This is a genomic window from Methylobacillus draconifructus (genome assembly GCF_045984385.1).
In the GTDB taxonomy this organism is placed as follows: domain Bacteria; phylum Pseudomonadota; class Gammaproteobacteria; order Burkholderiales; family Methylophilaceae; genus Methylobacillus; species Methylobacillus flagellatus_A.
This window is the reverse complement of the sequence record NZ_JBJQIJ010000001.1, coordinates 298,990-319,336: the sequence shown is the minus strand read 5'-3', so window position 1 is coordinate 319,336 and position 20,347 is coordinate 298,990. Positions and strand designations below refer to the sequence as shown.

The window sequence follows — 20,347 nt, the reverse complement described above, 5'->3', positions numbered from 1 at the left end:
CCTATCACCAAGCCAAGGCCTTGCTGTATACACAACACAAGACTACCCAACGACCTAGGCATAGAAGCGCACTACTCGTTTATTGCTCCTCCACCTGGTATTTCATGTTCCCTATCCACAGCTCGCGCCAGGCGTTGGGCTTGGCGGAGAAATCCAGTGCGTCCAGCTCACGCTGCATCTTGGCGGCGCCCAGCGCGCCCATGTCCTTGCCCGCCAGCCGCCCGGCCACTTTCCATACGCCCTGTTCCTGGGAAAAGATGCGGCTGCCGTAGCCGTCCAGCAGCACCAGCTCCCGCCCGCCGTCGCCGTTCAGGTCCAGCGTCAACACCGGGCACTGCTTGTCGGCACGGCAATTGAGATAAATATCGCCGGCATTGTATCGCCCGAGCAGGAAATCCAGGAATGCCGGATCAAACCCGGTATCGTGCGGATAAGGCGTCAAGCGCTCGCGCAATTGCTCGCGCGTCAGCGGTTCCGGGCCCTTGGGCTTGAACGTGCGATGCGTCACCTTCAGCGCATCCGCGGCCTTCTGCCGGATCAATTCCGCATGTTCGTGCGCGGTATTGCGGGCGAGCTCCTGCAGGCGCTGGTTGCCGTAGCGCCCGCCTTGCAGCCGCAGATACTCGAAATCAAAGTCGCTGACCGGCGTGCGGCCGTCCAGCAGCCTGGCAACCTGGCTGCTCACCGCCACCCTGGCCGGGTCGAGCACCGGCGTCATGGTCAGTATCAGCAATGACACCGTGAACAGCGCCGCGGCAATATTGACCTGCCTTGCTTCCAGCATCCAGACGGCGCTGCGCCTGAGCACCGCGAACGCATAACCCAAGGCGTAGATAGCCATGGTGACGATGGCCAATACCGCCCATATCCTGTCCACGCTCCAGCCATATTGTACGACGCGCAGGCCGAGCGAATAGGCGCAGAGGGCGATGTAAACCGGCATCGCCAGCAGGCCGAGGCTGATGAAGCGCAGCAGCCAGCGGGGGAAACGCTGCTCGCCCGAGGCGTCCTGCCAGGCGGCGTTGAACAGGAATACGGTCCATGCCAACAGGCACAGCATCAGGCTGGTGGCGTAGCCTGTCTTCCAGAGCAGGGCCAGGCCCTGGAACGGCAATGCCAGCAGGAACAGGATCAGGATGAGGCTCACCACGGGCAGCAGCCAGCCCAGGATGTTCAGGCTGGCGCGGTAGATGCCCACCAGCGCCTCCTCTTTCGCGGCATAGAGGGAGATACCGATGCCAAAGGCGATCGCCGTGACGGGATAGGCGAATATGCGGCTGGTGAAGAGGTCCATGAGGAAACCGATGTTGAGGACCTTGAACAACCCGGCCAGCAGGAACAGCAATATCCACAGCAGCCCGGTGAATAATGCCGCCAGCACCAGCTTCACCAGGTTGCGCCAGGCGGCGGAAAACAGCAGCGAATAATCGCTGAACCAGCGATGAGTGACCAGCTTGTGCTCGGCGAACGGCAACAGGACAAACCAACTGCCCAGCGTAATGAAGCCAAGCAAGAAGCCGCGCCGCTCGACGCTGCCAACCGGCAGGCCGTCCACCCATGCCTGGCAGCCCATGTAGGCCGCGGCAGCGGACATCACCAGGGAGAAGCCCGCGGACATCCACCACAATGCCGTTTTGTTGCGGTGCGCGGAGAGCATCATCTGGCTCAACGGCAGCGTCAAGATGAATGCATACAAGGGCCAGATCACGCTCAAATGCTGGCCCTTGTCGACCAACCTGATCAGCCACTCGTGCAGCAGCCACAGGCCTATCCCCTGCAAGGTCGCCCAGGCGATGATCCAGCTACGCTCTTGTCTATTCATGACATTAATATCTCCCTCAGCAATAAATCTTCATTTATTCAGCGTGTTGTTTACACTATAATAGCCGGTCTTGTTTTTTCACATTGGTTGGCCATGCAAAGAACTATGCTCAAATCCAAGCTGCACCGCGTGCGCGTGACGCACTCGGAGCTGGACTATGAGGGCTCCTGCGCCATCGATGAAACGTTGCTCGAAGCAGCCGACATCAGGGAATATCAGCAGATCGACATCTACAATGTCAACAACGGCGAGCGGTTCACCACCTACGCGATCCGTGCCGAGCGCAACTCCGGCATCATCTCGGTGAACGGCGCTGCCGCACGCAAGGCCAGCCCTGGCGACCTGCTGATCATTGCCACCTACGCCAGCTATACTGAAGCAGAACTGGCCCAATTCAAACCCCAGCTGGTGTATGTCGATGCCGAGAACCGCATCAAGAACCAACGCCAGCACATCCCCGTACAAGCCGCCTAATGCTAGATCTAGAACAAATGAAGCTGGCCGTCGTCGACGCGCTGGAAGACATCAAAGCCTTTGACATCACCGTGATGGACGTGAGCAAGCTCACCTCCCTGACAAGCTACATGATCGTCGCCAGCGCCAACTCCACGCGCCAGGCCAAGGCCATTGCCGACAACGTCCGCGAGAAGCTCAAGGAAAAAGGCGCCAACATCCAGGGCACCGAGGGCGAGAAGGAAGGCGAATGGGTGCTGGTCGACCTGGGCGACATCGTCGTGCATGTCATGGTGCCCGCCACCCGCGCCTACTACAACCTCGAGCAACTCTGGGGCGAGGCCGAAAACCGCCGCGGCCACATCAAAGCCGCAGAGTAATCAGAGCCTGTTAATACTAATCAAGGAGTCGCGAAGACATGAAACATTTGTCCAATCAAGGCGCACGTTGCAGTACGTATGTCGATACGCACAAAACGGGCAACGCCGAGTGGACGAATGTTTCATGTCTTCCCGTAGGGTTGAAGCGAGAAAAGGCCGTCCACGGCGTTACCAATGCTCGCAAGGCACTCAGCCTTGCTGTGCTTGGCGTCTTGCAACCAGCCTTTTCTCGCTCCAACGCGATCCCCTTGATTAGTATTAACAGGCCCTAATCCTCCTTGAAGCTGCGGATCATTTCTGTCGGCCATAAAATGCCTGATTGGGTGCAATCCGCATGCACCGAATACACCAAGCGTATGCCGCGCGAAATGAGCGTGGAAATCGTCGAAATCAAGCCCGATAAGCGCGCCTCGGGCAAGAACTCCGAAACCGTGCAGGAAGCCGAAGCCAAACGCATCCTCGAAGCCGCGAGCCGCGATTACCTCGTCGCGCTGGACGAACGCGGCCAGGAAGTCACCACCCTGCAATTAGCCGACAAGATGCGCCTGTGGATGGAAAGCGGCCGCGATGTGAGCCTGGTGATCGGCGGGGCTGACGGCTTGCATGACAGCCTGAAACAGAAAGCCGACTGGCTATGGAGCCTGTCCAGGCTCACCATGCCGCACGGCATGGTGCGCGTGATGCTGAGCGAGCAACTCTATCGCGGATTGAGTGTCATCAACAATCATCCTTACCACCGCGAATAACCCATGACCAAATCCCTGGTGTGGTTCCGCCGCGACCTGCGCGACTACGACCATGCCGCGCTCTACCATGCCCTGAAGGATTCCGAACAGGTCATGTGCGCCTTCGTCTTCGACACCGATATCCTCGATGGCCTGCCCAAAGAAGACCGCCGGGTGGAATTCATCTGGGAAAGCGTACATGAACTCAAGCTTGCCCTGCAGGAACGCGGCGGCGACCTGCTGGTACGCCACGGCAAGGCGATTGACGAAATCCCCGCGCTCGCAAGCGCATTGGGCGCGGAGTGCGTCTACTGCAACCGAGATTACGAACCGGCAGCAGTGAAAAGGGACGACACCGTCAGGCAGCGGCTGGAGGCGCAAGGCATCGCGTTCAAGCGCTTCAAGGACCAGGTGATCTTCGAGCGCGACGAAATCATGACCAAGTCGGGCACCCCGTTCAGCGTCTTCACGCCTTACAAGAACGCCTGCCTGAGGAAATTGGACGACTTCTACCTCAAGACCTACCCGGTAGACCGCTACATGCGCCACCTGGCGCAATCCGCACCTCAGCCGATGCCGCCCTTGGAGTCGCTAGGCTTTGCGCGCAGCAACCTCAAGCAACTCAAGCTGCCTACCGGCATGTCGGGCGGCATGGCCTTGTTCGAGGATTTCAGCGAGCGCATGCCGCGCTACCGCGATGCGCGCGACTTCCCCGCACTGAAAGGCCCATCATACCTTTCGGTGCATCTGCGTTTCGGCACCGTCTCCATCCGTCATTTGGCGAGGACGGCCTGGCAGCAAGGCGGCGCGGGCGCGGAAACCTGGCTCAACGAATTACTGTGGCGCGACTTCTATTTCCAGGTCCTGCACCATCACCCGCAGGTAGCCGCAGGGCATAGCTTCAAGCCGGAATTCGAGCATATCCCGTTTCCCAATGATGAACGCCTGTTCCAGGCCTGGTGCGAAGGGCGCACCGGCTATCCGCTGGTCGACGCCGCCATGCGCCAGATCCACCAGACCGGCTATATGCACAACCGGCTGCGCATGGTAGCCGCCAGCTTTTTGGTAAAAGATTTATTGATCGACTGGCGCTGGGGCGAACGCTACTTCGCTGAACACCTGATCGACTTCGATCTCGCCGCGAACAACGGCGGTTGGCAATGGGCGGCATCGACCGGCTGCGACGCGCAGCCGTGGTTCCGCATCTTCAACCCGGTGACGCAATCGGAAAAATTCGACCCGGAGGGCAAGTTCATCCGCAAATATGTGCCCGAGCTTCAGCCATGCGACAATAAGGAGATCCATGCGCCGTGGCTGATCCCGCCATTGCGGCAGCAGGCGCTAGGACTGGTGATCGGCAAGAACTACCCCGCCCCCGTGGTAGACCACGCCATGCGCCGGGAGCAGGCGCTGGCGCTATACAAACGGGCTGGCAGCAAAGAGGAAACTCAGGAGTAGCCGGTCATGAAGCTCCGATACCGGCAGGCTACGCCGTCGGGTCGGTGAAGGAATGGTACTCCTGCAAGCGCTCCACCTCTTCCCGCGCTCCGAGGATGACCGCCACGCGCTGATGCAGGCTGCCCGGCTCCACCTCCAGGATACGCCTGTGCCCGGTGCTGGCAAGGCCGCCTGCCTGCTCCACCAGCCATCCCATGGGGCTGGCTTCGTACAACAGCCTCAGGCGCCCGCCGCGCCCCACGCTGCGGCTATCCAAGGGGTAGAGGAACACGCCGCCCCGCACCAGCAAGCGGTGCACTTCCGCCACCATGGTGGCAACCCAGCGCATATTGAAATCCTTGCCGCGCGGGCCGCTGCTGCCGGCAATGCATTCATCGACATAGCGCTGCACCGGCGGCTGCCAGAAGCGCTGGTTGGACATATTGATCGCGAATTCCTGGGTGCCCGCGGCAATGGTCAGGTCGGGATGCGTCAGGTAGAACTCGCCCTGCTCGGGATCCAGGGTGAAACCATGCACGCCATGCCCCAAGGTCAGCACCAGCATGGTGGAGGTGCCGTACAGCGCATAACCCGCCGCTAGCTGCCGGGTCCCGGACTGTATGAACGAAGACTCGTCTATTTGCGCCTGCGGCGCGGGCAATACGGAAAAAATGCTGCCGACGGACAGGTTGAGGTTGACGTTGGAAGAACCGTCCAAGGGGTCGAACACCAGCAGGTACTCGCCCTGTTTCCCGGCAAACGCCTGTGCATGCTCCATTTCCTCGGAGGCGATGGCGGCCACCTGCGGCAGCCGGGCCGCCATCTCGACAAAAATATCGTTGCTGATCAGGTCCAGCGTTTTTTGCTGTTCACCCTGCACGTTCTCGCGGCCGGCATTCCCCATGTTGCCGCGCAACGCGCCATGGCTGATTTCGCGCGCAACCGCCTGGCAGGCGCCGGCAACCTCTTGCACAAGCGATAAGAGACTATCCGCATGGGCATATTGCCTTCCCTGCCCGGCCAGAAAATCTGAAAGTTTCAGCATGATCGTCCACGTCCTTTCCGTGATGCTAGAGCAATATAGCCAGCGGCGGCACAAAGCGCCACCTGGATAACGAATTGTTTCATTTTTACAACTAGTGTGCCTCCACGGGTTCGAGTTGTATTAAATTCGATAGACAACTAAAAACCGCTCGGTTAAAGTGAGTTCCGTTTGTGTCAAATTAGAGACACTCAATAATAATTAGGACAGATGTATGCGCGTTAAAATTTCAGGGATTGCGATTAGCGTCGCACTTGCGCTCAGCATGACAGGCTGTGCGACCCAAGCCAATAAAGACCCGCTGGAAAGCATGAACCGGGGAATTTATAAGTTCAATGATACTGCCGACAAGGCCGTCATCAAGCCGATTGCGGGCGCATACAAGGCAGTAGTGCCAAGCCCGGTCCGCACAGGCGTCAACAACTTCTTCACCAACCTGGGCACCTTCACCTCGCTGATCAACAATATCCTGCAACTGGAACTGGGCAAGGCCATGGACAATGCCGGCCGCCTGGTCATCAACTCCACCATCGGTATCGGCGGCCTGATCGACGTCGCCTCCATGGATGACGTGCCCAGGCATAAAGCCGATTTCGGCCAGACCTTGGGCAAGTGGGGCGTAGGCAGCGGCGCCTACCTGGTATTGCCGTTTATCGGCCCAAGCACATTCCGCGATACCGCTGGGCTGACCGTCGACACGCTCTACTTCGACCCGATCCAGTACACAAATCACGTCCGCGTGCGCAACCAGTTGCGCCTGCTGAGCTTCATTGACCTGCGCTCGCAGTATTTGCCCGCAAGCGACCTGATTGACGATGCTGCATTGGACCCTTACATCTTTATGCGCGAGGCTTACTTGCAGCGCCGTGAGCAATTCGTCACCGGCCAGGCATCCTCGGAGTACGATGACTTCGACGATGACGACGAAGAAGAAACGCTGCCAGCCCCAGCAGCACAATAAATAATAGCCATCCAGCAAAAAAGCCACGCAATGCGTGGCTTTTTCATTGGGTGCAAATCAAGTTAAAGCCAAAGGCTATTCGCCGCTTGCCACCGTCATGCGCTCGATCAAGATGGAGCCGGTCTGCTTCGAGCCCTGCACCAGCACATCATTGCCCACCGCCACGATATTCATGAACATCTCGGCCAGGTTGCCCGCGATCGTGATTTCCTCGACCGGATAGGCAATCACGCCGTTCTCCACCCAGAAGCCCGCCGCGCCGCGGGAGTAGTCGCCAGTGACCATGTTGATGCCGTGTCCGAGCAATTCCGTCACCAGCAGCCCTGTGCCCATCACCTTGAGCAAGCCGGCGAGGTCAAGGTCGCCGTGCCGGATGATCAGGTTATGGTTGCCGCCCGCATTGCCCGTGCTCTGCATGCCGAGCTTGCGGGCGGAATAACTGCCGAGCATATAGCCTTCCAGCACGCCGTTGTTGATCAACGTCCTGCCGCGGGTGGCGACGCCTTCATTGTCAAAGGGCGAGCTGGCGAGGCCGCGCGGGATATGCGGCAGCTCTTCTATGTTCACGAGGGAAGACATCACCTGCTTGCCCAGGCTGTCCAGCAGGAACGACGACTTGCGGTACAGGCTGCCGCCGGAAATGGCTGAAACCAGGTGCGAAATCAATCCCGAGGCCAGCGGCGCTTCGAACAACACCGGCACCTGGCAAGTCTTGACCTTGCCGGGGCCGAGCCTACGCGCTGCGCGCTCTCCGGCGCGCAAACCGACGGCACGCGCCGAATCCAGGTCGCCGGGATGGCGTGCGCTGGTATACCAGTAGTCGCGCTGCATGCTATCGCCCGCCTCGGCGATCACCGAGCAGCTCAAGCCGTGGCGCGAGCTGGGATAGCCGGCATTGAAGCCGTTGCTGTTCGCATATGAGAACAGGCCTTCGTAAGTGGAGACCGAAGCGCCCTCCGAATTGCTGATGCGAGGATCGGCCGAACGCGCTGCCTGCTCGCATTCCACCGCCAAGGCCAACGCCTCGTCCACGCTGATGTCCCACGGATGGTGCAAATCCAGGTCGGGAATATCCCGCGCCAACAAGGCGGGATCGGCCAGGCCGCAGAATTCATCCTGGGCCGTGTAGCGCGCGATATTGCATGCCGCGGCGACAGTGTCCCTGAGCGCGTCGGCGCTGAGGTCGGAAGTGCTGGCATGGCCCTTCTGCTGGCCGAAATAGACGGTCACCGACATGCCCTTGTCGCGGTTGTATTCGATGGTCTCGGTCTCGCCCATGCGCACCGAGACGTTCTGGCCTATTCCCAGGCTGACTTCAGCCTCGGCCGAGCTTGCGCCCGCCGCCTTTGCCAGGCGCAGGACTTCATCGCTCAAGCCCCTCAGCTCATCCAGCGTGTATGAAAAGCGCGAACCACGCTCTGTCTGGTCGTTCACAGAAGTCTCTTTGCAAAAAACTGTTATCATACATCAGCATGAAACCTAACAAGACAGAAAACACCGAACACAGCATTGAGCCTGTCAGCAAGACCAAGCGCAAGGCAGAGGCGGATGCCCTGCAAGCCATAGGCGTGACCCTGGTCGAGCTGCCGAAGGAGAAGCTGGCCAAGCTGGACCTGCCGGAAGCCCTACTGGATGCCGTCAACGAAGCCAAGCGCATCACCTCGAACGGCGCGCTGCGCCGCCAAATGCAATACATCGGCCGCCTGATGCGCGATATCGACACCGCGCCCATCGTTGAGCAACTGCAGCGCTGGGAAGGCTCGCACAATGAAGAAAACGCGCGCTTTCACCGGCTGGAGCAATGGCGCAGCCGCTTGCTTGAGGACGAGTCTGCGCTGGCAGAGTTCATCAACGAATATCCCAACACGGAAGCACAACAGGTACGCAACCTGATACGCAATGCACGGCGCGAGCAATCGGCAGGCAAGCCGCCCAAGAGCAGCCGCGAGCTATTCAAGATATTGCGCAGCATTACGGAAAATTTAACGACCGGCACTGAACTCAACGATGATTGATCCAATCAGTGCCATAGTAGGCAGGTAAAGCCCTTCCGGGAGTTTCCGGCTGTGCCGGCGCAAGCCGAGCGCAGATTGATGCCGCACATAAGACTGGCAAGGTTACCGCAAACTTTAACGATGCATTTTTAAACCTCATGGGCTTAGCTTATTTAACACTGGTACCTTTTTTCGGGGCGATTCTCACCAAACTCAGCACCAGGCTGGGACGCTACTCGTCCGCCTGGGTCGCCATCCTTTCTGCAACGCTGTCGCTATTCCTGCTGTGGCCGCTGGCGATACAGGTCTGGCAAGGCGAAACCGTCATCCAGCGCATCGGCCCCTGGCTGCCCGAGCTGGGCATCGACCTTGCATTTCGGCTGGACGGCTTGTCGCTGTTGTTCAGCCTGATGATCCTGCTGGTCGGCCTGATCGTGGTGATCTATGCCCGCTACTACCTCTCCCCGCGCGACAGCATGGGGCGCTTCTACGCCTACCTGCTGCTGTTCATGGGCTCGATGCTTGGCGTCGTGCTCTCGGAGAACATCATCCAGCTGCTGATGTTCTGGGAGCTCACCAGCCTGTCCTCGTTCCTGCTGATCAGTTATTGGCAGCAACGCGAGGAAGCCAGCCGCGGCGCGCGCATGGCGCTCACGATCACGGGCGGCGGCGGGCTCGCGATGCTCGGCGGCTTCCTGCTCCTTGGCAATATGGCGGGCAGCTACGACCTCAGCGACATCCTGCTGGCAGGCGATGCGATCCGCAGCCACGAGCATTATTCATCCATGCTGCTGTTGATCCTGCTTGGTGTGTTCACCAAGTCGGCGCAGTTCCCGTTCCATTTCTGGCTGCCCAATGCCATGGCCGCGCCCACCCCGGTGTCCGCATACCTGCACTCCGCCACCATGGTCAAGGCCGGTATATTCCTGCTCGCGCGCCTGTTTCCAGCGCTCGCCGGCACGCCGGAGTGGACTTGGATCGTCTCCGGCATCGGCATTGTCACTTTCCTCACAGGCAGCTACATCGCCCTGTTCAAGCACGACATGAAGGCGCTGCTGGCCTATTCCACCATCAGCCATCTCGGCCTGATCGTCGCGCTGTTCGGCATCGGCACGCCGCTGGCGGTGGTCGCCGGCGTATTCCACATCATCAACCACGCAACCTTCAAGGCCTCGCTGTTCATGCTGGCCGGGATCGTCGACCACGAAACCGGCACCCGCGACATGCGCCAGCTGCGCGGCCTCAGGCGCTACATGCCTTACACTGCGGCGCTGATGGTCATCGCCGCAGCCGCCATGGCAGGCATCCCCGGCCTCAATGGCTTCGTTTCCAAGGAAATGTTCCTCGAACAAGTCGTCGTGTATGGCGATACCTTCGCCCATCCCTGGCTGCTGCCAGCAATCGTGACGGCTGGCGCAGTGTTCTCCGCCGCCTATTCCATCCGCATCGCCCATAACGTATTCTTTGGCGGCGAGCCTGCCGACCTGCCCAAGGCGCCTCACGACCCGTCAAGCGGCATGCAGATTCCGGTCGCCATCCTGGTGGCCGCCTGCGTCGTGGTCGGCTTGTTCCCGGCGATTGCGCAACCCCTGGTCACACTGGTGGCAGGCAGCGCTCTGCAGAGCGCGCCGCCTGCCTTCCATCTCGCGATTTGGCACGGCTTGACGCCCGCCTTGTGGATGAGTGCGGTCGCACTGGCGGGAGGCATCCTGGTATACCGCCAGCGCGAGGCATTCTTCTCGCTGCAAAGCCTCGTCAACGGCAGGATAGACGCCAAGATCATCTACAACGGCGTCATGCGCCGGTTGTTCGCCTGGTCGAGCGCCATCACCATGAATGCCGACAACCTTTCGCAAAAACGCATGTTGTGGATATTGTTCGTCACGGCGATCGTGCTGGGCGGATACGGTTTCCTCAGCGGCGGCGGCCCGCTGGCGGGCAACCGCGCCATGCTGCCGGTAGACCCCATGAGCGCCATGATCGCCATCATCATGATGGCGGCGGCCCTCGCCACTGTCATCATGCACCAGCAGCGCTTCACCGCGCTGATCCTGGTAAGCGCAGTGGGCCTGGGCGTGGCGCTGACCTTCGTGAAGTTCTCCGCGCCCGATCTGGCGCTGACCCAGCTCGCCGTGGAGTTCATCACCGCCGTGCTGCTGTTGTTGGCCTTGTTCTTCCTGCCGCAGGCAACGCCGGATGAGCAGGACCGCCTGCGCCAGGCCCGCGATATCGTGATCGCGGTTTTTTCCGGCTTAGGGATAGCCGCGCTGAGCTATGCGGTGCTGACCCGCGAATATGAAACCATCGCCGACTACTTCATTGCGAACAGCGTCAGCGGCGGCGGGGGAGCCAATGTCGTCAACGTATTGCTCGTGGACTTCCGCGGCTTCGACACCATGGGCGAGATCACGGTGCTGGCATTGGCCGGCCTGGGCATTTACGCCATGCTCGACCAGCTCAAGCTGCTCAGCCCCAAGCAGGATGCCGAAGGCCGCCCGTGGAATCCCGACACCCACCCCTTGATCCTCGCCACCTTCAGCCGCATCCTGCTGCCGCTTGCCATGCTGGTGGCGGTATTCATCCTGCTGCGCGGGCACAACCTGCCCGGCGGCGGCTTCATTGCGGGCCTCATCACCTCGGCGGCGCTGATCGTGCAGTATCTTGCCAACGGGGTAGAGTGGACGCGCAGCAAGCTGCCGGCCAACACCCATCCGCTCATCGGCTACGGGCTACTGACCGCGGCAAGCACCGGCGTCGCCAGCTGGTATTTCGGCTATCCGTTCCTCACCTCGACTTTCGAGCACGTGCACCTGCCGCTGCTCGGCGAGTTCGAGCTGGCCTCGGCCATGGCGTTCGACATCGGCGTGTTCCTGGTGGTGGTCGGCACCTCGCTGCTGATCCTGATCAACCTGGGCATGATCCACCAGGTCAGCTACTTGCCCCGCATCGGCAAGAACACGGGCGGCAAAGAGCCCAAACCGGCGCGAGCCGCAGCCATCGACAAGGCTGAAAAGACTACAACGAAAAAACAGGAAGACATGCCATGGAAGCCTTGATCTCCATCCTGATCGGCATACTCACCGCAGGGGGCGTCTATCTCTGCCTGCGCAGCCACACTTTTCCCGTCGTGCTCGGCCTGACCCTGCTGTCCTATGCCGTCAACCTGTTCCTGTTCATGATGGGACGGCTGGTCATCGGCAAGCCGCCCATCATCAGCGAGCAGGCCAGCAATTACGCTGACCCCTTGCCGCAAGCGCTGGTGCTGACCGCCATCGTCATCAGCTTCGCGATGACCGCCTACATCATCGTGCTGGCGCTCAAGGCGCGTACCGAAATGGGAAACGACCACGTTGATGGAAAGGAAGTCCGTTGAGCCACCTTGCCATCGTTCCCTTGCTGCTGCCGCTGTTTACCGGCATTTTCCTGCTATTGCTGCGCGAGCAGCGCATCTACGTCAAGCGCGCCATTTCCGGCATCAGCAGCATCGCGTTGATTGCTGTCGCAGCCAAACTGCTATGCACGGTCAGCGATGGCAGCATCCTGGTCTATTCGTTGAGCAACTGGCCAGCCCCGTTCGGCATCGTCCTCATGGCCGACAGGCTCGCCGCACTGCTGGTGCTTACCACCTCCCTGCTCTCGCTGTTCGCGCTGGTGTACGGCATGCGCGGCACCGACAGGCAGGGCCGCCAGTTCCATATCCTGTTCCAGTTGCAATTGTTCGGGCTCAACGGCGCGTTCCTCACGGCCGACCTGTTCAACCTGTTCGTGTTCTTCGAAGTGCTGCTGCTGGCCTCATACAGCCTGTTGCTGCACGGCGGCGGTCGCAAGCGCATCCGCTCCGGCCTGCACTTCGTCGTCATCAATGTGGTCGGCTCCTCGCTGTTCCTGTTTGCCGTCGGCGTCCTCTACGGCATTCTCGGCACGCTCAATATGGCCGACATGGCGGTCAAGGTCACCCATGTCAGCACGGACAATGTCGGCCTGGTCAAGGCTGCGGCCCTGCTCCTGTTCGTGGTGTTCGCCCTCAAGGCGGCATTGTTGCCGCTCTATCTCTGGCTGCCTTCGGCCTACTCTCAGACCAGCGCTCCCGCTGCCGCCCTGTTCGCCATCATGACCAAGGTGGGCGCCTACAGCATCCTGCGCGTCTACACCCTGGTATTCGGCAATGAAGCCGGCCCGCTCGCCAACCTGCTGGACGGCTGGCTGCTGGGCATGGCGCTCGCCACCATCGTCATCGGCAGCTTCGGCCTGCTCGGCAGCAAGCGCCTGCGCCAGCAAGTCGCCTATCTGGTCGTGATTTCCGCAGGCACCCTGCTGACTGGCTTCAGCCTCGAATCCCAAGCCGGGATCGCAGCCGGACTGTACTACCTGCCGCATACCACGTTTGCCGCCGCCGCGCTGTTCCTGCTGGCAGATCTGATCGTGCAGCGCCGCGACCAGATGGAAGACCGGCTGGAAGCCGGGCTGGTGATCACCAGGCAAAAATTCCTCGGCGCCACCTTCTTCATCCTGGCCATCATTGCCTCGGGCCTGCCGCCGCTCTCGGGCTTCATCGGCAAGTTCATGCTGCTGCGCGCGGCGCTGGAACATCCCGCCTTGCCCTATATCATGGCGATCATACTGGCCAATGGCCTGTTGACCGTGATCGCCATGGCGCGCACCGGCACCCTGTTCTTCTTCGAAGCCCATGCGGTCGACACCTCGACCAATTCCTACATCAAACAGGGCGAGCCCGAGCCGCTGCGCGTGCGCGAGCTGCTCCCCATCCTGTCGCTGTTGTCGCTATGCGTACTCATGACCTTCTGGGCCGGCCCAATCAACAGCTACTGCCTGGACACGGCCAGCCAACTGCTGGATACGCCGTCCTATATCCACGCCGTCCTCGGAAAGGGAGAACAGTAATGCAACGCTTCCTGCCCCACCCGCTGCTGACCGTCATCCTGGGCGTCATCTGGCTGCTGCTCACCAACAGCATAGACCCCGGGCAGATCGCCTTGGGATTGCTGCTGGGCTGGGCCATCCCGTTCTTTGCCCTGCAGTTCTGGCCCGACAAGCTCAAGGTGCACAAGCCGCTCACGCTGCTGAAATTCAGCGGCATCCTGCTATACGACATCATCGAGGCCAACTTCATCGTCGCCATGCGCATCCTGGGCAAGCCCGAGAAACTGCGGCCGGCGTTCATCGTCGTGCCGATCGACCTCGATTCCGATTTCGCGATGAGCATCCTGGCGAACACCACCTGCCTCACTCCGGGCTCGCTCTCGGCACTGCTTGCGCCCGACCGCAAAAGCATCCTGGTGCACACGATAGACGTCGATGACATCGACGCCTTCATCCACACCATCAAAACACGTTACGAACTGCCACTGAAGGAGATTTTCGAGGAATGATAGAAATCGCCATCCACATCGCATTCGTGCTGGTCTCGGCCGCGCTGGCGCTGAACGCCTGGCGCCTGCTCAAGGGGCCCAGCGCGCCCGACCGCATCCTGGCGCTGGACACGCTCTATATCAACACCATTGCCCTGCTGGTGGTGTTCGGCATCCACATCAAGAGCATGGTGTACTTCGAGGCGGCATTGCTCATCGCACTCATGGGCTTCATCGGCACCATCGCCATGTGCAAATACCTGCTGCGGGGGGACATCATCGAATGAACATCGTGCTGGAAATCCTGCTTTCGCTGCTGATCGTCACCGGCGCATTGCTCACCTTCATCGGCTCGCTCGGGCTCGCGCGCCTGCGCGACTTCTACACGCGCCTGCATGGGCCGACCAAGGGCACGACGCTGGGCGTCGGCAGCCTGTTGATCGCTTCGTCCATTTTCTTCAGCGTGCAGGGCGACGGCGTCAGCCTGCACGAAGTGCTGATCACCCTGTTCCTGTTCATCACTGCGCCGATCAGCGCGCACTTGCTGGCAAAATCGGCGCTGCACCTCAAGGTGGAATCGCTGGTGCCCTTGCCGGACGAGGCCATTGCGCGCAAGAACAGCCAGCACAAGCCCTACCAGACGCTGGATTAGCCCGGCTCAATGCGCTGGCGGCTTGTCCGTAGCATGGACATGAGCATGCTCGTCCGCCGCACGCTCAAGATCCTCCACCTCCATCCCGGTGTCGCGCTTGGGGGGCAACAGGAACAAGGCCGGGTTCTGGATGAAGCGCTTGGCCAATGTCTTAAGCAGCAAGCGCCACTGGGCAAACGTCACCTTGCGCGACTTCATTGCCACATACAGCGCCAGACTGAAACTCACCACCAGGTTGGTGGTGCCGATCAGCCAGATGCCCAGGATGGCCGTCACCAATACCTGCCAGGAAAACAGAAAATCCAGCGCGACGAAGGAATAGCCGGTAAACGCCGACGCAAACGCAATGTGGCGGATATCGATGGGCAGGCCAAGCAGCACGCCCAGGCCGGACATCCCGCCCAGCAGGCAGCCGAAATAGAAATTGCCGGCCAGCGCCCCGAGGTTATTCTCTACATAGCGCGCCACGCGGTCCAGGCGCGACGGGCCCAGCAGCCACTCCAGCCAGCCCAGCGCCCGCAGGCGCTGCGGAATCTTGTTATAGACCGCCAGGTTGTCGTGGTAGCCCGCAATCAGGCCTGACAGGAACAGGCACACCCCGGCAATCGCGGCATAGAACACGGCGCCGCTGTGGAACGGGTCGTTGGCATCCAATAACGCATGGGCTTTTTCCGGCGTGATGAAATGCTGCCCCGTCACGCTCAGGATCAGCCAGCCCACCAGCATCGCGACGGGCACCGCCATCATGACGTTGCCGAGAATGGCTATGGTCTGGCTGCGGAAAGTCTGCGCGATGATGGTGACCAGCTTGTCAAGGTTCTTGTTCTTGCGGTCACTCGCGTCGATGCTCGCGGCAATCGCGGCCGCCGTCATTGCCGGCTGCTTGGTCGCCACCGTGAAATGCAGGATATGGATCAGCGCGAAACCCAGGCCGTAATTGAGGCTGAACAGGATCGCCTCGGTCAGCGGCGCGTAATGGTGCTTGGCCGCGATGATCTTGAGCATGGTCATGAGCGCAATGATCACGCCTGCGCCCATGGCGGACCGCATCAAGCCGAAATACTCGCTGCGCGTTTCAGTGATGTAATGCTCGCCGGTGCGGCTGGCATTCTCCGTGACGCGCAAGGCCATCAGCTCGACGTTCTCGCGGAAATGCTGCCGCACGTCGTTCTTGTGCCGCTCCGCGGAAACCAGCGTCTTGAACAATTGCACCATCGCCGTCCCGGCATCCGCATCGCTGCGCACCAGCTTGATGATGCCCAGCAGGCTCTCGAGGCGCCGAACCTGCTGGCTCATGCGCTGCAGCAGGAAGGTGAGGTGCACGCTGGTCCCGGTTTGCGAGCTGTTGCGCCGGATCTTGGCGATCACCTCCCGGCACTGGTCCAGCATCACGAGGATATGCCCGACATCGTGCTGCTGCTCCAGGGGCATGGCGAGCAAGGCCTGCAGCTCAACGCTCTGGGTAATGAAGGGCGAATCGTGGTATTCGATCTCGGGATGGTTGCGGATCAGCTCCGGCTCCAGGCCGGAAGCCGCCAAGCGATAGGACAATACCTGCGCCGCATCCAGCAGGCTCTTCTGGCATTCCGCCACCTTGTCCGCGGGCACCTCGTGGAAGCGCAAGGCATGCACGAGCTGCAGCCAGACCTCATCCGGCACCGCGGCCACCCATGTCTCGTCGCCGCCCTTCGGGAATATCTGCCCGAACAAGTCCTTGAGATAGGCCGGGTTGATGGCGTCCGGGAGTATCTTGTGCCCGATGCGCCGCGACAATTCGGTAAAGAAACCGCTGTTAGGCTGGATGCCGGAATCCACGTACAGCGATATGGGCTTCCGTCCCACCAGCAGGCTCACGATGGCATCCCTCAGCACCTGCGCCTTCCCAGGGTCGCTGTTCAATACATGGCAAAGCGCCTGCACTGCGTGGGCCGCATGGCCGGTATCGCTGTTCTGCCGCGGTCGGATTTCCGCCACCAGGTCGGCAAGCAAGCGGGCGGCATTGGTATTGTGTCGTGCGTAATCGCGCAGGATATGTTCCATCAGCATATTTCTATCGGTAATGTTTTTATGGTCTGGTTGAAGATGCTTTTTTTATCGTAAAGCGTTCCGCTTGAGATATTGTCTACTATAACGCCGCGCCCAGCGTCACGCGCAATCGCTTCTCGGCGTTGACCCGGCGCAATACCAACTCCACCTCCTGCCCGGCATGACGGTGCGTCGCTTGCTGCAGCACCTGGGCGGAAGAAAGCGCTTCCCCCCCCAGGCTGAGCAATACGTCGCCGACCGCCACTCCCGCCTGCGCTGCGGGAGAGCCGGTAATCACCGCTAGGACGGTCACGCCAGGCCCGGGATCATCCTTGCTGCGCTGCATCACGTGCACGCCCAGCGCGGGCGGCGCCAGCTTGGCCCAGTAGGTTGCAAAATAACTGTAGAACTCCCCGCTGCCGCCTGCGCTTGCCTGGGTCTTCGCCTGTTCCTTGATTTTCTGCATCCTCATGGCCGCCGTCGGCGCCGCAATCAGTTTCGTATACACGACCACGACGTCCGCCTGTACCTTGGAGGCATGAGCCACCGCGCGCGATGGCGGCACGTCGCCAGCCTCGAAGCTCGAGTAGCCGAGCATCTCGTAACCGTCATTCAGCATACGCTGGTAATCGTCGGTCTCCCTCACACCCTTGTAGATAGTGGGTTCGGCCGAGCCCGGGCTGAGCTTGACGCCGTGCAGCTGGCGCGCCACATAGTGCTGGGTATACAGGTTTTCCTCTTGCGGCACCTCCACCACAGGTTCAGGCGCCACCGGCTTTTCCGGCACGGTCTCCTTGACCACCGGCTTGCTACAGGCTGCCAGCATGGCAAGCAACAGCACTATTAAATATGGTCGTAAATATGGGCGCATATCCCCTCCACTCGTTTTTCCTGGTGACAATGGTATGATGAAACCACGTTTTTTTCATTCCCGGCGCGCAATTGTGCCGGGATCATTATGACTTAAATCCCCAGAAGCATAATCATGGCAACAGACACTATCCGCATCGGGCTGGTTTCCATCAGCGACCGTGCCTTTACCGGCGTATACGAAGACAAGGGCATCCCCTCCTTGCAGGAATGGCTTGGCCGCGCGCTCACCACTCCTTGGGAAAGCGCGTTGCGCGTGATTCCTGACGAGCAGGAGGAAATTGAATCCACATTGTGCGACCTGGTCGACTTCGAAGGCTGCAACCTGGTGCTGACCACGGGCGGCACCGGCCCTGCCGTACGCGACGTGACGCCGGAAGCCACACTGGCGGTGGCGGACAAGGTCATGCCCGGCTTTGGCGAGCAAATGCGCCAGATCAGCCTGCAATTCGTGCCGACCGCGATCCTTTCGCGTCAGGTCGCGGTGATCCGCAAGCGCTGCCTGATCATCAATCTCCCGGGTCAGCCCAAGGCCATCGCCCAGACGCTGGAGGGATTGAAGGACGAAAGCGGCAACACCGTGGTGCACGGCATTTTCGCCGCCGTGCCCTACTGCCTGGACCTGATCGAGGCGCCCTATATCGAAACCAATCCCGATATCGTGCAAGCCTTCCGTCCAAAGTCGGCCCAAAAGCCGGCCTGAGCCATGGCATCGGAATTCGACCTGATACGGCGCTATTTCCAGCGCCCCCATCCGTCGGCCGTGCTTGGGGTAGGCGACGATGCTGCATTGATCAAGGTATCCCCCGGCATGGAACTCGCCATATCGACCGACATGCTGGTAGCAAACACTCACTTTTATCCTGATACCGATCCATGGCTGATCGGGTGGAAATCGTTGGCAGTCAACGTCTCAGATATGGCGGCCATGGGTGCGCAGCCGCGCTGGGCGACATTGTCGCTTGCCTTGCCCGAGGCGGACGAAAACTGGGTTGCAGGGTTTGCCGAAGGCTTCTTCGCCTGTGCCGGGCAGTTCGACATCGCTCTGATAGGCGGCGACACCACGCGCGGGCCGTTGACCATCAATGTGCAAATCATGGGCGAAGCGCCGCCGAGAGCTGCCCTGTTGCGTAGCCAGGCACGAGCGGGCGACGACATCTGGGTCTCGGGCCACTTGGGCGACGCCGCCCTGGCCTTGGCCGCCATCAAGGGCAGTTATCCGCTCAGCGATGCAGAGCTCGGTGCCTGCAGCAAAGCCTTGCACCAGCCCGAGCCCAGGGTTGCATTGGGATTGGCATTGAGAGGGCTGGCACATGGCGCGCTGGATATTTCCGACGGGCTGCTGGCAGACCTCGGGCATATCCTGGAAAACTCGCAAGTGGGAGCGGAGGTGTGGCTAAAGACGATTCCCACATCAAAAATTGTAAGCGCATACTCTCACGAAGAAGCAATACAGAAAATGATATTGGCCGGCGGCGATGATTATGAGTTATGTTTTACCGCCCCGACTGAGAACAGGCAGAAGATTGCCGGCATCGGCCGGCAATTGGGCCTGGACATGGCCGTGATTGGCCGCATCACAGATACGCGGCAACTCGTCGTCCAAGGCCTGGACGATACGCCTCTCGCCATCAAGGAGCACGGTTTTGACCATTTTGCCTGACCGACATTTCCTGCTGCGCCACCCCGCGCATTTTCTCGCACTGGGCTTTGGCAGCGGCCTGGCGCGCAAAGGTCCGGGCACCTGCGGCACATTGGCCGCCCTGCCATTGTTCGGCTTGCTGATGCTATTGCCCGAGGCGAGCCACCTTCCCATCCTGGCGCTCCTGTTCCTGGTTGGCATCCCGCTCTGCGGCATCACCGGGCGCAACCTGGGCGTCGACGACCATGGCGGCATCGTCTGGGACGAGATCGTGGCCTTCATGCTGGTACTGGAATTCACGCCCAAGGCATGGGAGTGGTGGCTGTACGCCTTCATCTTGTTCCGCCTGTTCGACATCTGGAAACCATTCCCGATCCGCATCCTGGACCGCCAAGTGCACGGCGGCTTCGGCGTGATGCTGGACGACCTGCTGGCCGCGATCTATGCAATTGCCGTATTGAAAGGAACACAATGGTGGATGATGCAGAGCTTTTAAGCCTTTCGCACACGCTGGGCGAAACCCTGATCAAGCAGGGCTTCAGGCTCGCCCTGGCCGAATCCTGCACCGGCGGCTGGGCCGCGCAATGCGTGACGGCCGTCCCGGGCAGTTCTTCCTGCTTCGACCGCGGCTTCGTCACCTACAGCAATGAAGCCAAGCAGCAAATGCTCGGGGTGGGCGGCGAAACCTTGAGGCAGCACGGGGCGGTCAGCGAGGAAACCGCCAAGGAGATGGCCCTTGGCGCACTCGCCTACAGCACGGCCGACATCAGCGCGTCGATTACCGGGATCGCCGGGCCGGACGGCGGAAGCGAGCAAAAGCCGGTAGGCACCGTGTGCTTCGGCTGGGCCCACCGCGACGGCCGCATCGTCACCCGCACCCACCACTTTTCCGGCGACAGGGAAGCCGTGCGCAGGCAGTCTGTCAAAACCGCATTAACAGGCTTGTTGCAACTTACCTTAGCCACTGATTTATGA

Annotated in this window: 21 protein-coding genes; 16 read left to right on the top strand and 5 right to left on the bottom strand. The window is 60.6% G+C overall.

Annotated features, from left to right (window positions below):
• Window positions 1-79 precede the first annotated feature (79 nt).
• On the bottom strand, window positions 80-1,822 hold the full coding sequence (locus ACKF11_RS01605; protein WP_407995720.1) for a DUF4153 domain-containing protein: 1,743 nt from the start codon (window positions 1,820-1,822) through the stop codon (window positions 80-82).
• 93 nt (window positions 1,823-1,915) lie between these two features.
• Between ACKF11_RS01605 and panD the strand changes: the two genes are divergently transcribed.
• From panD to ACKF11_RS01585, 4 genes are all read left to right on the top strand, one after another.
• On the top strand, window positions 1,916-2,296 hold the full coding sequence (panD, locus tag ACKF11_RS01600) for an aspartate 1-decarboxylase (RefSeq protein WP_309564478.1): 381 nt from the start codon (window positions 1,916-1,918) through the stop codon (window positions 2,294-2,296).
• Window positions 2,296-2,655 (top strand): ribosome silencing factor, encoded by a 360-nt coding sequence (rsfS, locus tag ACKF11_RS01595; RefSeq protein WP_407995719.1) that lies wholly within the window; start codon window positions 2,296-2,298, stop codon window positions 2,653-2,655. Before panD ends, rsfS begins: the two co-directional genes overlap by 1 nt.
• Before the next feature lie 278 nt (window positions 2,656-2,933).
• Window positions 2,934-3,401 carry a 23S rRNA (pseudouridine(1915)-N(3))-methyltransferase RlmH gene (gene rlmH / locus ACKF11_RS01590; RefSeq protein WP_407995718.1) on the top strand — a complete coding sequence of 156 codons (468 nt, stop codon included), beginning with the start codon at window positions 2,934-2,936 and terminating at the stop codon, window positions 3,399-3,401.
• A 3-nt stretch (window positions 3,402-3,404) separates the two neighbouring features.
• A complete protein-coding gene (locus ACKF11_RS01585; RefSeq protein WP_407995717.1) occupies window positions 3,405-4,838 on the top strand; it encodes a cryptochrome/photolyase family protein in 1,434 nt (477 codons plus the stop codon).
• Between the two features lie 28 nt (window positions 4,839-4,866).
• Here the strand turns inward: ACKF11_RS01585 and ACKF11_RS01580 are convergent, their stop codons facing one another.
• On the bottom strand, window positions 4,867-5,862 hold the full coding sequence (locus ACKF11_RS01580; protein WP_407995716.1) for a class 1 fructose-bisphosphatase: 996 nt from the start codon (window positions 5,860-5,862) through the stop codon (window positions 4,867-4,869).
• 211 nt (window positions 5,863-6,073) lie between these two features.
• On the opposite strand from ACKF11_RS01580, the gene ACKF11_RS01575 reads away from it, so the two are divergent.
• The gene (locus ACKF11_RS01575; protein WP_309564472.1) at window positions 6,074-6,820 is read left to right on the top strand and encodes an MlaA family lipoprotein; all 747 of its coding nucleotides are present in this window, start codon (window positions 6,074-6,076) and stop codon (window positions 6,818-6,820) included.
• 75 nt (window positions 6,821-6,895) lie between these two features.
• On the opposite strand, the gene pmbA is transcribed toward ACKF11_RS01575, so the two are convergent.
• Window positions 6,896-8,254, bottom strand: coding sequence for a metalloprotease PmbA (gene pmbA / locus ACKF11_RS01570; RefSeq protein WP_407995715.1), 1,359 nt, complete (start codon window positions 8,252-8,254; stop codon window positions 6,896-6,898).
• Between the two features lie 38 nt (window positions 8,255-8,292).
• Here pmbA and yjgA point away from each other — a divergent pair, with 38 nt between their 5' ends.
• From yjgA to ACKF11_RS01535, 7 genes are all read left to right on the top strand, one after another.
• Window positions 8,293-8,835 carry a ribosome biogenesis factor YjgA gene (gene yjgA / locus ACKF11_RS01565; RefSeq protein ID WP_309564470.1) on the top strand — a complete coding sequence of 181 codons (543 nt, stop codon included), beginning with the start codon at window positions 8,293-8,295 and terminating at the stop codon, window positions 8,833-8,835.
• Window positions 8,836-8,972: 137 nt separating this feature from the next.
• Complete coding sequence (locus ACKF11_RS01560; protein WP_407995714.1) at window positions 8,973-11,870, top strand: monovalent cation/H+ antiporter subunit A; 2,898 nt, start codon at window positions 8,973-8,975, stop codon at window positions 11,868-11,870.
• Window positions 11,858-12,187: a Na+/H+ antiporter subunit C gene (locus ACKF11_RS01555; protein ID WP_407995713.1), complete on the top strand. Its 330-nt coding sequence runs from the start codon at window positions 11,858-11,860 to the stop codon at window positions 12,185-12,187. Before ACKF11_RS01560 ends, ACKF11_RS01555 begins: the two co-directional genes overlap by 13 nt.
• On the top strand, window positions 12,184-13,716 hold the full coding sequence (locus ACKF11_RS01550) for a monovalent cation/H+ antiporter subunit D (RefSeq protein WP_407995099.1): 1,533 nt from the start codon (window positions 12,184-12,186) through the stop codon (window positions 13,714-13,716). The genes ACKF11_RS01555 and ACKF11_RS01550 overlap by 4 nt, the downstream gene beginning before the upstream one ends.
• The gene (locus tag ACKF11_RS01545; protein WP_407995098.1) at window positions 13,716-14,204 is read left to right on the top strand and encodes a Na+/H+ antiporter subunit E; all 489 of its coding nucleotides are present in this window, start codon (window positions 13,716-13,718) and stop codon (window positions 14,202-14,204) included. The genes ACKF11_RS01550 and ACKF11_RS01545 overlap by 1 nt, the downstream gene beginning before the upstream one ends.
• Window positions 14,201-14,470 (top strand): K+/H+ antiporter subunit F, encoded by a 270-nt coding sequence (locus tag ACKF11_RS01540; RefSeq protein WP_230347967.1) that lies wholly within the window; start codon window positions 14,201-14,203, stop codon window positions 14,468-14,470. Before ACKF11_RS01545 ends, ACKF11_RS01540 begins: the two co-directional genes overlap by 4 nt.
• Window positions 14,467-14,835: a Na+/H+ antiporter subunit G gene (locus ACKF11_RS01535; RefSeq protein WP_309564465.1), complete on the top strand. Its 369-nt coding sequence runs from the start codon at window positions 14,467-14,469 to the stop codon at window positions 14,833-14,835. The genes ACKF11_RS01540 and ACKF11_RS01535 overlap by 4 nt, the downstream gene beginning before the upstream one ends.
• 6 nt (window positions 14,836-14,841) lie before the next feature.
• Here the strand turns inward: ACKF11_RS01535 and ACKF11_RS01530 are convergent, their stop codons facing one another.
• Window positions 14,842-16,881, bottom strand: a complete 2,040-nt coding sequence (locus ACKF11_RS01530) for a site-specific recombinase (protein ID WP_407995712.1) — start codon at window positions 16,879-16,881, stop codon at window positions 14,842-14,844.
• Window positions 16,882-16,960: 79 nt separating this feature from the next.
• Window positions 16,961-17,731: a PDZ domain-containing protein gene (locus tag ACKF11_RS01525; protein WP_407995711.1), complete on the bottom strand. Its 771-nt coding sequence runs from the start codon at window positions 17,729-17,731 to the stop codon at window positions 16,961-16,963.
• A 114-nt stretch (window positions 17,732-17,845) separates the two neighbouring features.
• On the opposite strand from ACKF11_RS01525, the gene mog reads away from it, so the two are divergent.
• Genes mog through pncC form a run of 4 tightly spaced genes read left to right on the top strand, consistent with a single transcriptional unit; the run spans window position 17,846 to window position 20,347 of the window.
• Window positions 17,846-18,433, top strand: coding sequence for a molybdopterin adenylyltransferase (gene mog / locus ACKF11_RS01520; RefSeq protein ID WP_407995095.1), 588 nt, complete (start codon window positions 17,846-17,848; stop codon window positions 18,431-18,433).
• A gap of 3 nt (window positions 18,434-18,436) precedes the next feature.
• The gene (thiL, locus tag ACKF11_RS01515; RefSeq protein WP_407995710.1) at window positions 18,437-19,393 is read left to right on the top strand and encodes a thiamine-phosphate kinase; all 957 of its coding nucleotides are present in this window, start codon (window positions 18,437-18,439) and stop codon (window positions 19,391-19,393) included.
• A complete protein-coding gene (locus tag ACKF11_RS01510; RefSeq protein WP_407995709.1) occupies window positions 19,377-19,868 on the top strand; it encodes a phosphatidylglycerophosphatase A family protein in 492 nt (163 codons plus the stop codon). The genes thiL and ACKF11_RS01510 overlap by 17 nt, the downstream gene beginning before the upstream one ends.
• Window positions 19,844-20,347, top strand: coding sequence for a nicotinamide-nucleotide amidase (pncC, locus tag ACKF11_RS01505; protein ID WP_407995092.1), 504 nt, complete (start codon window positions 19,844-19,846; stop codon window positions 20,345-20,347). The genes ACKF11_RS01510 and pncC overlap by 25 nt, the downstream gene beginning before the upstream one ends.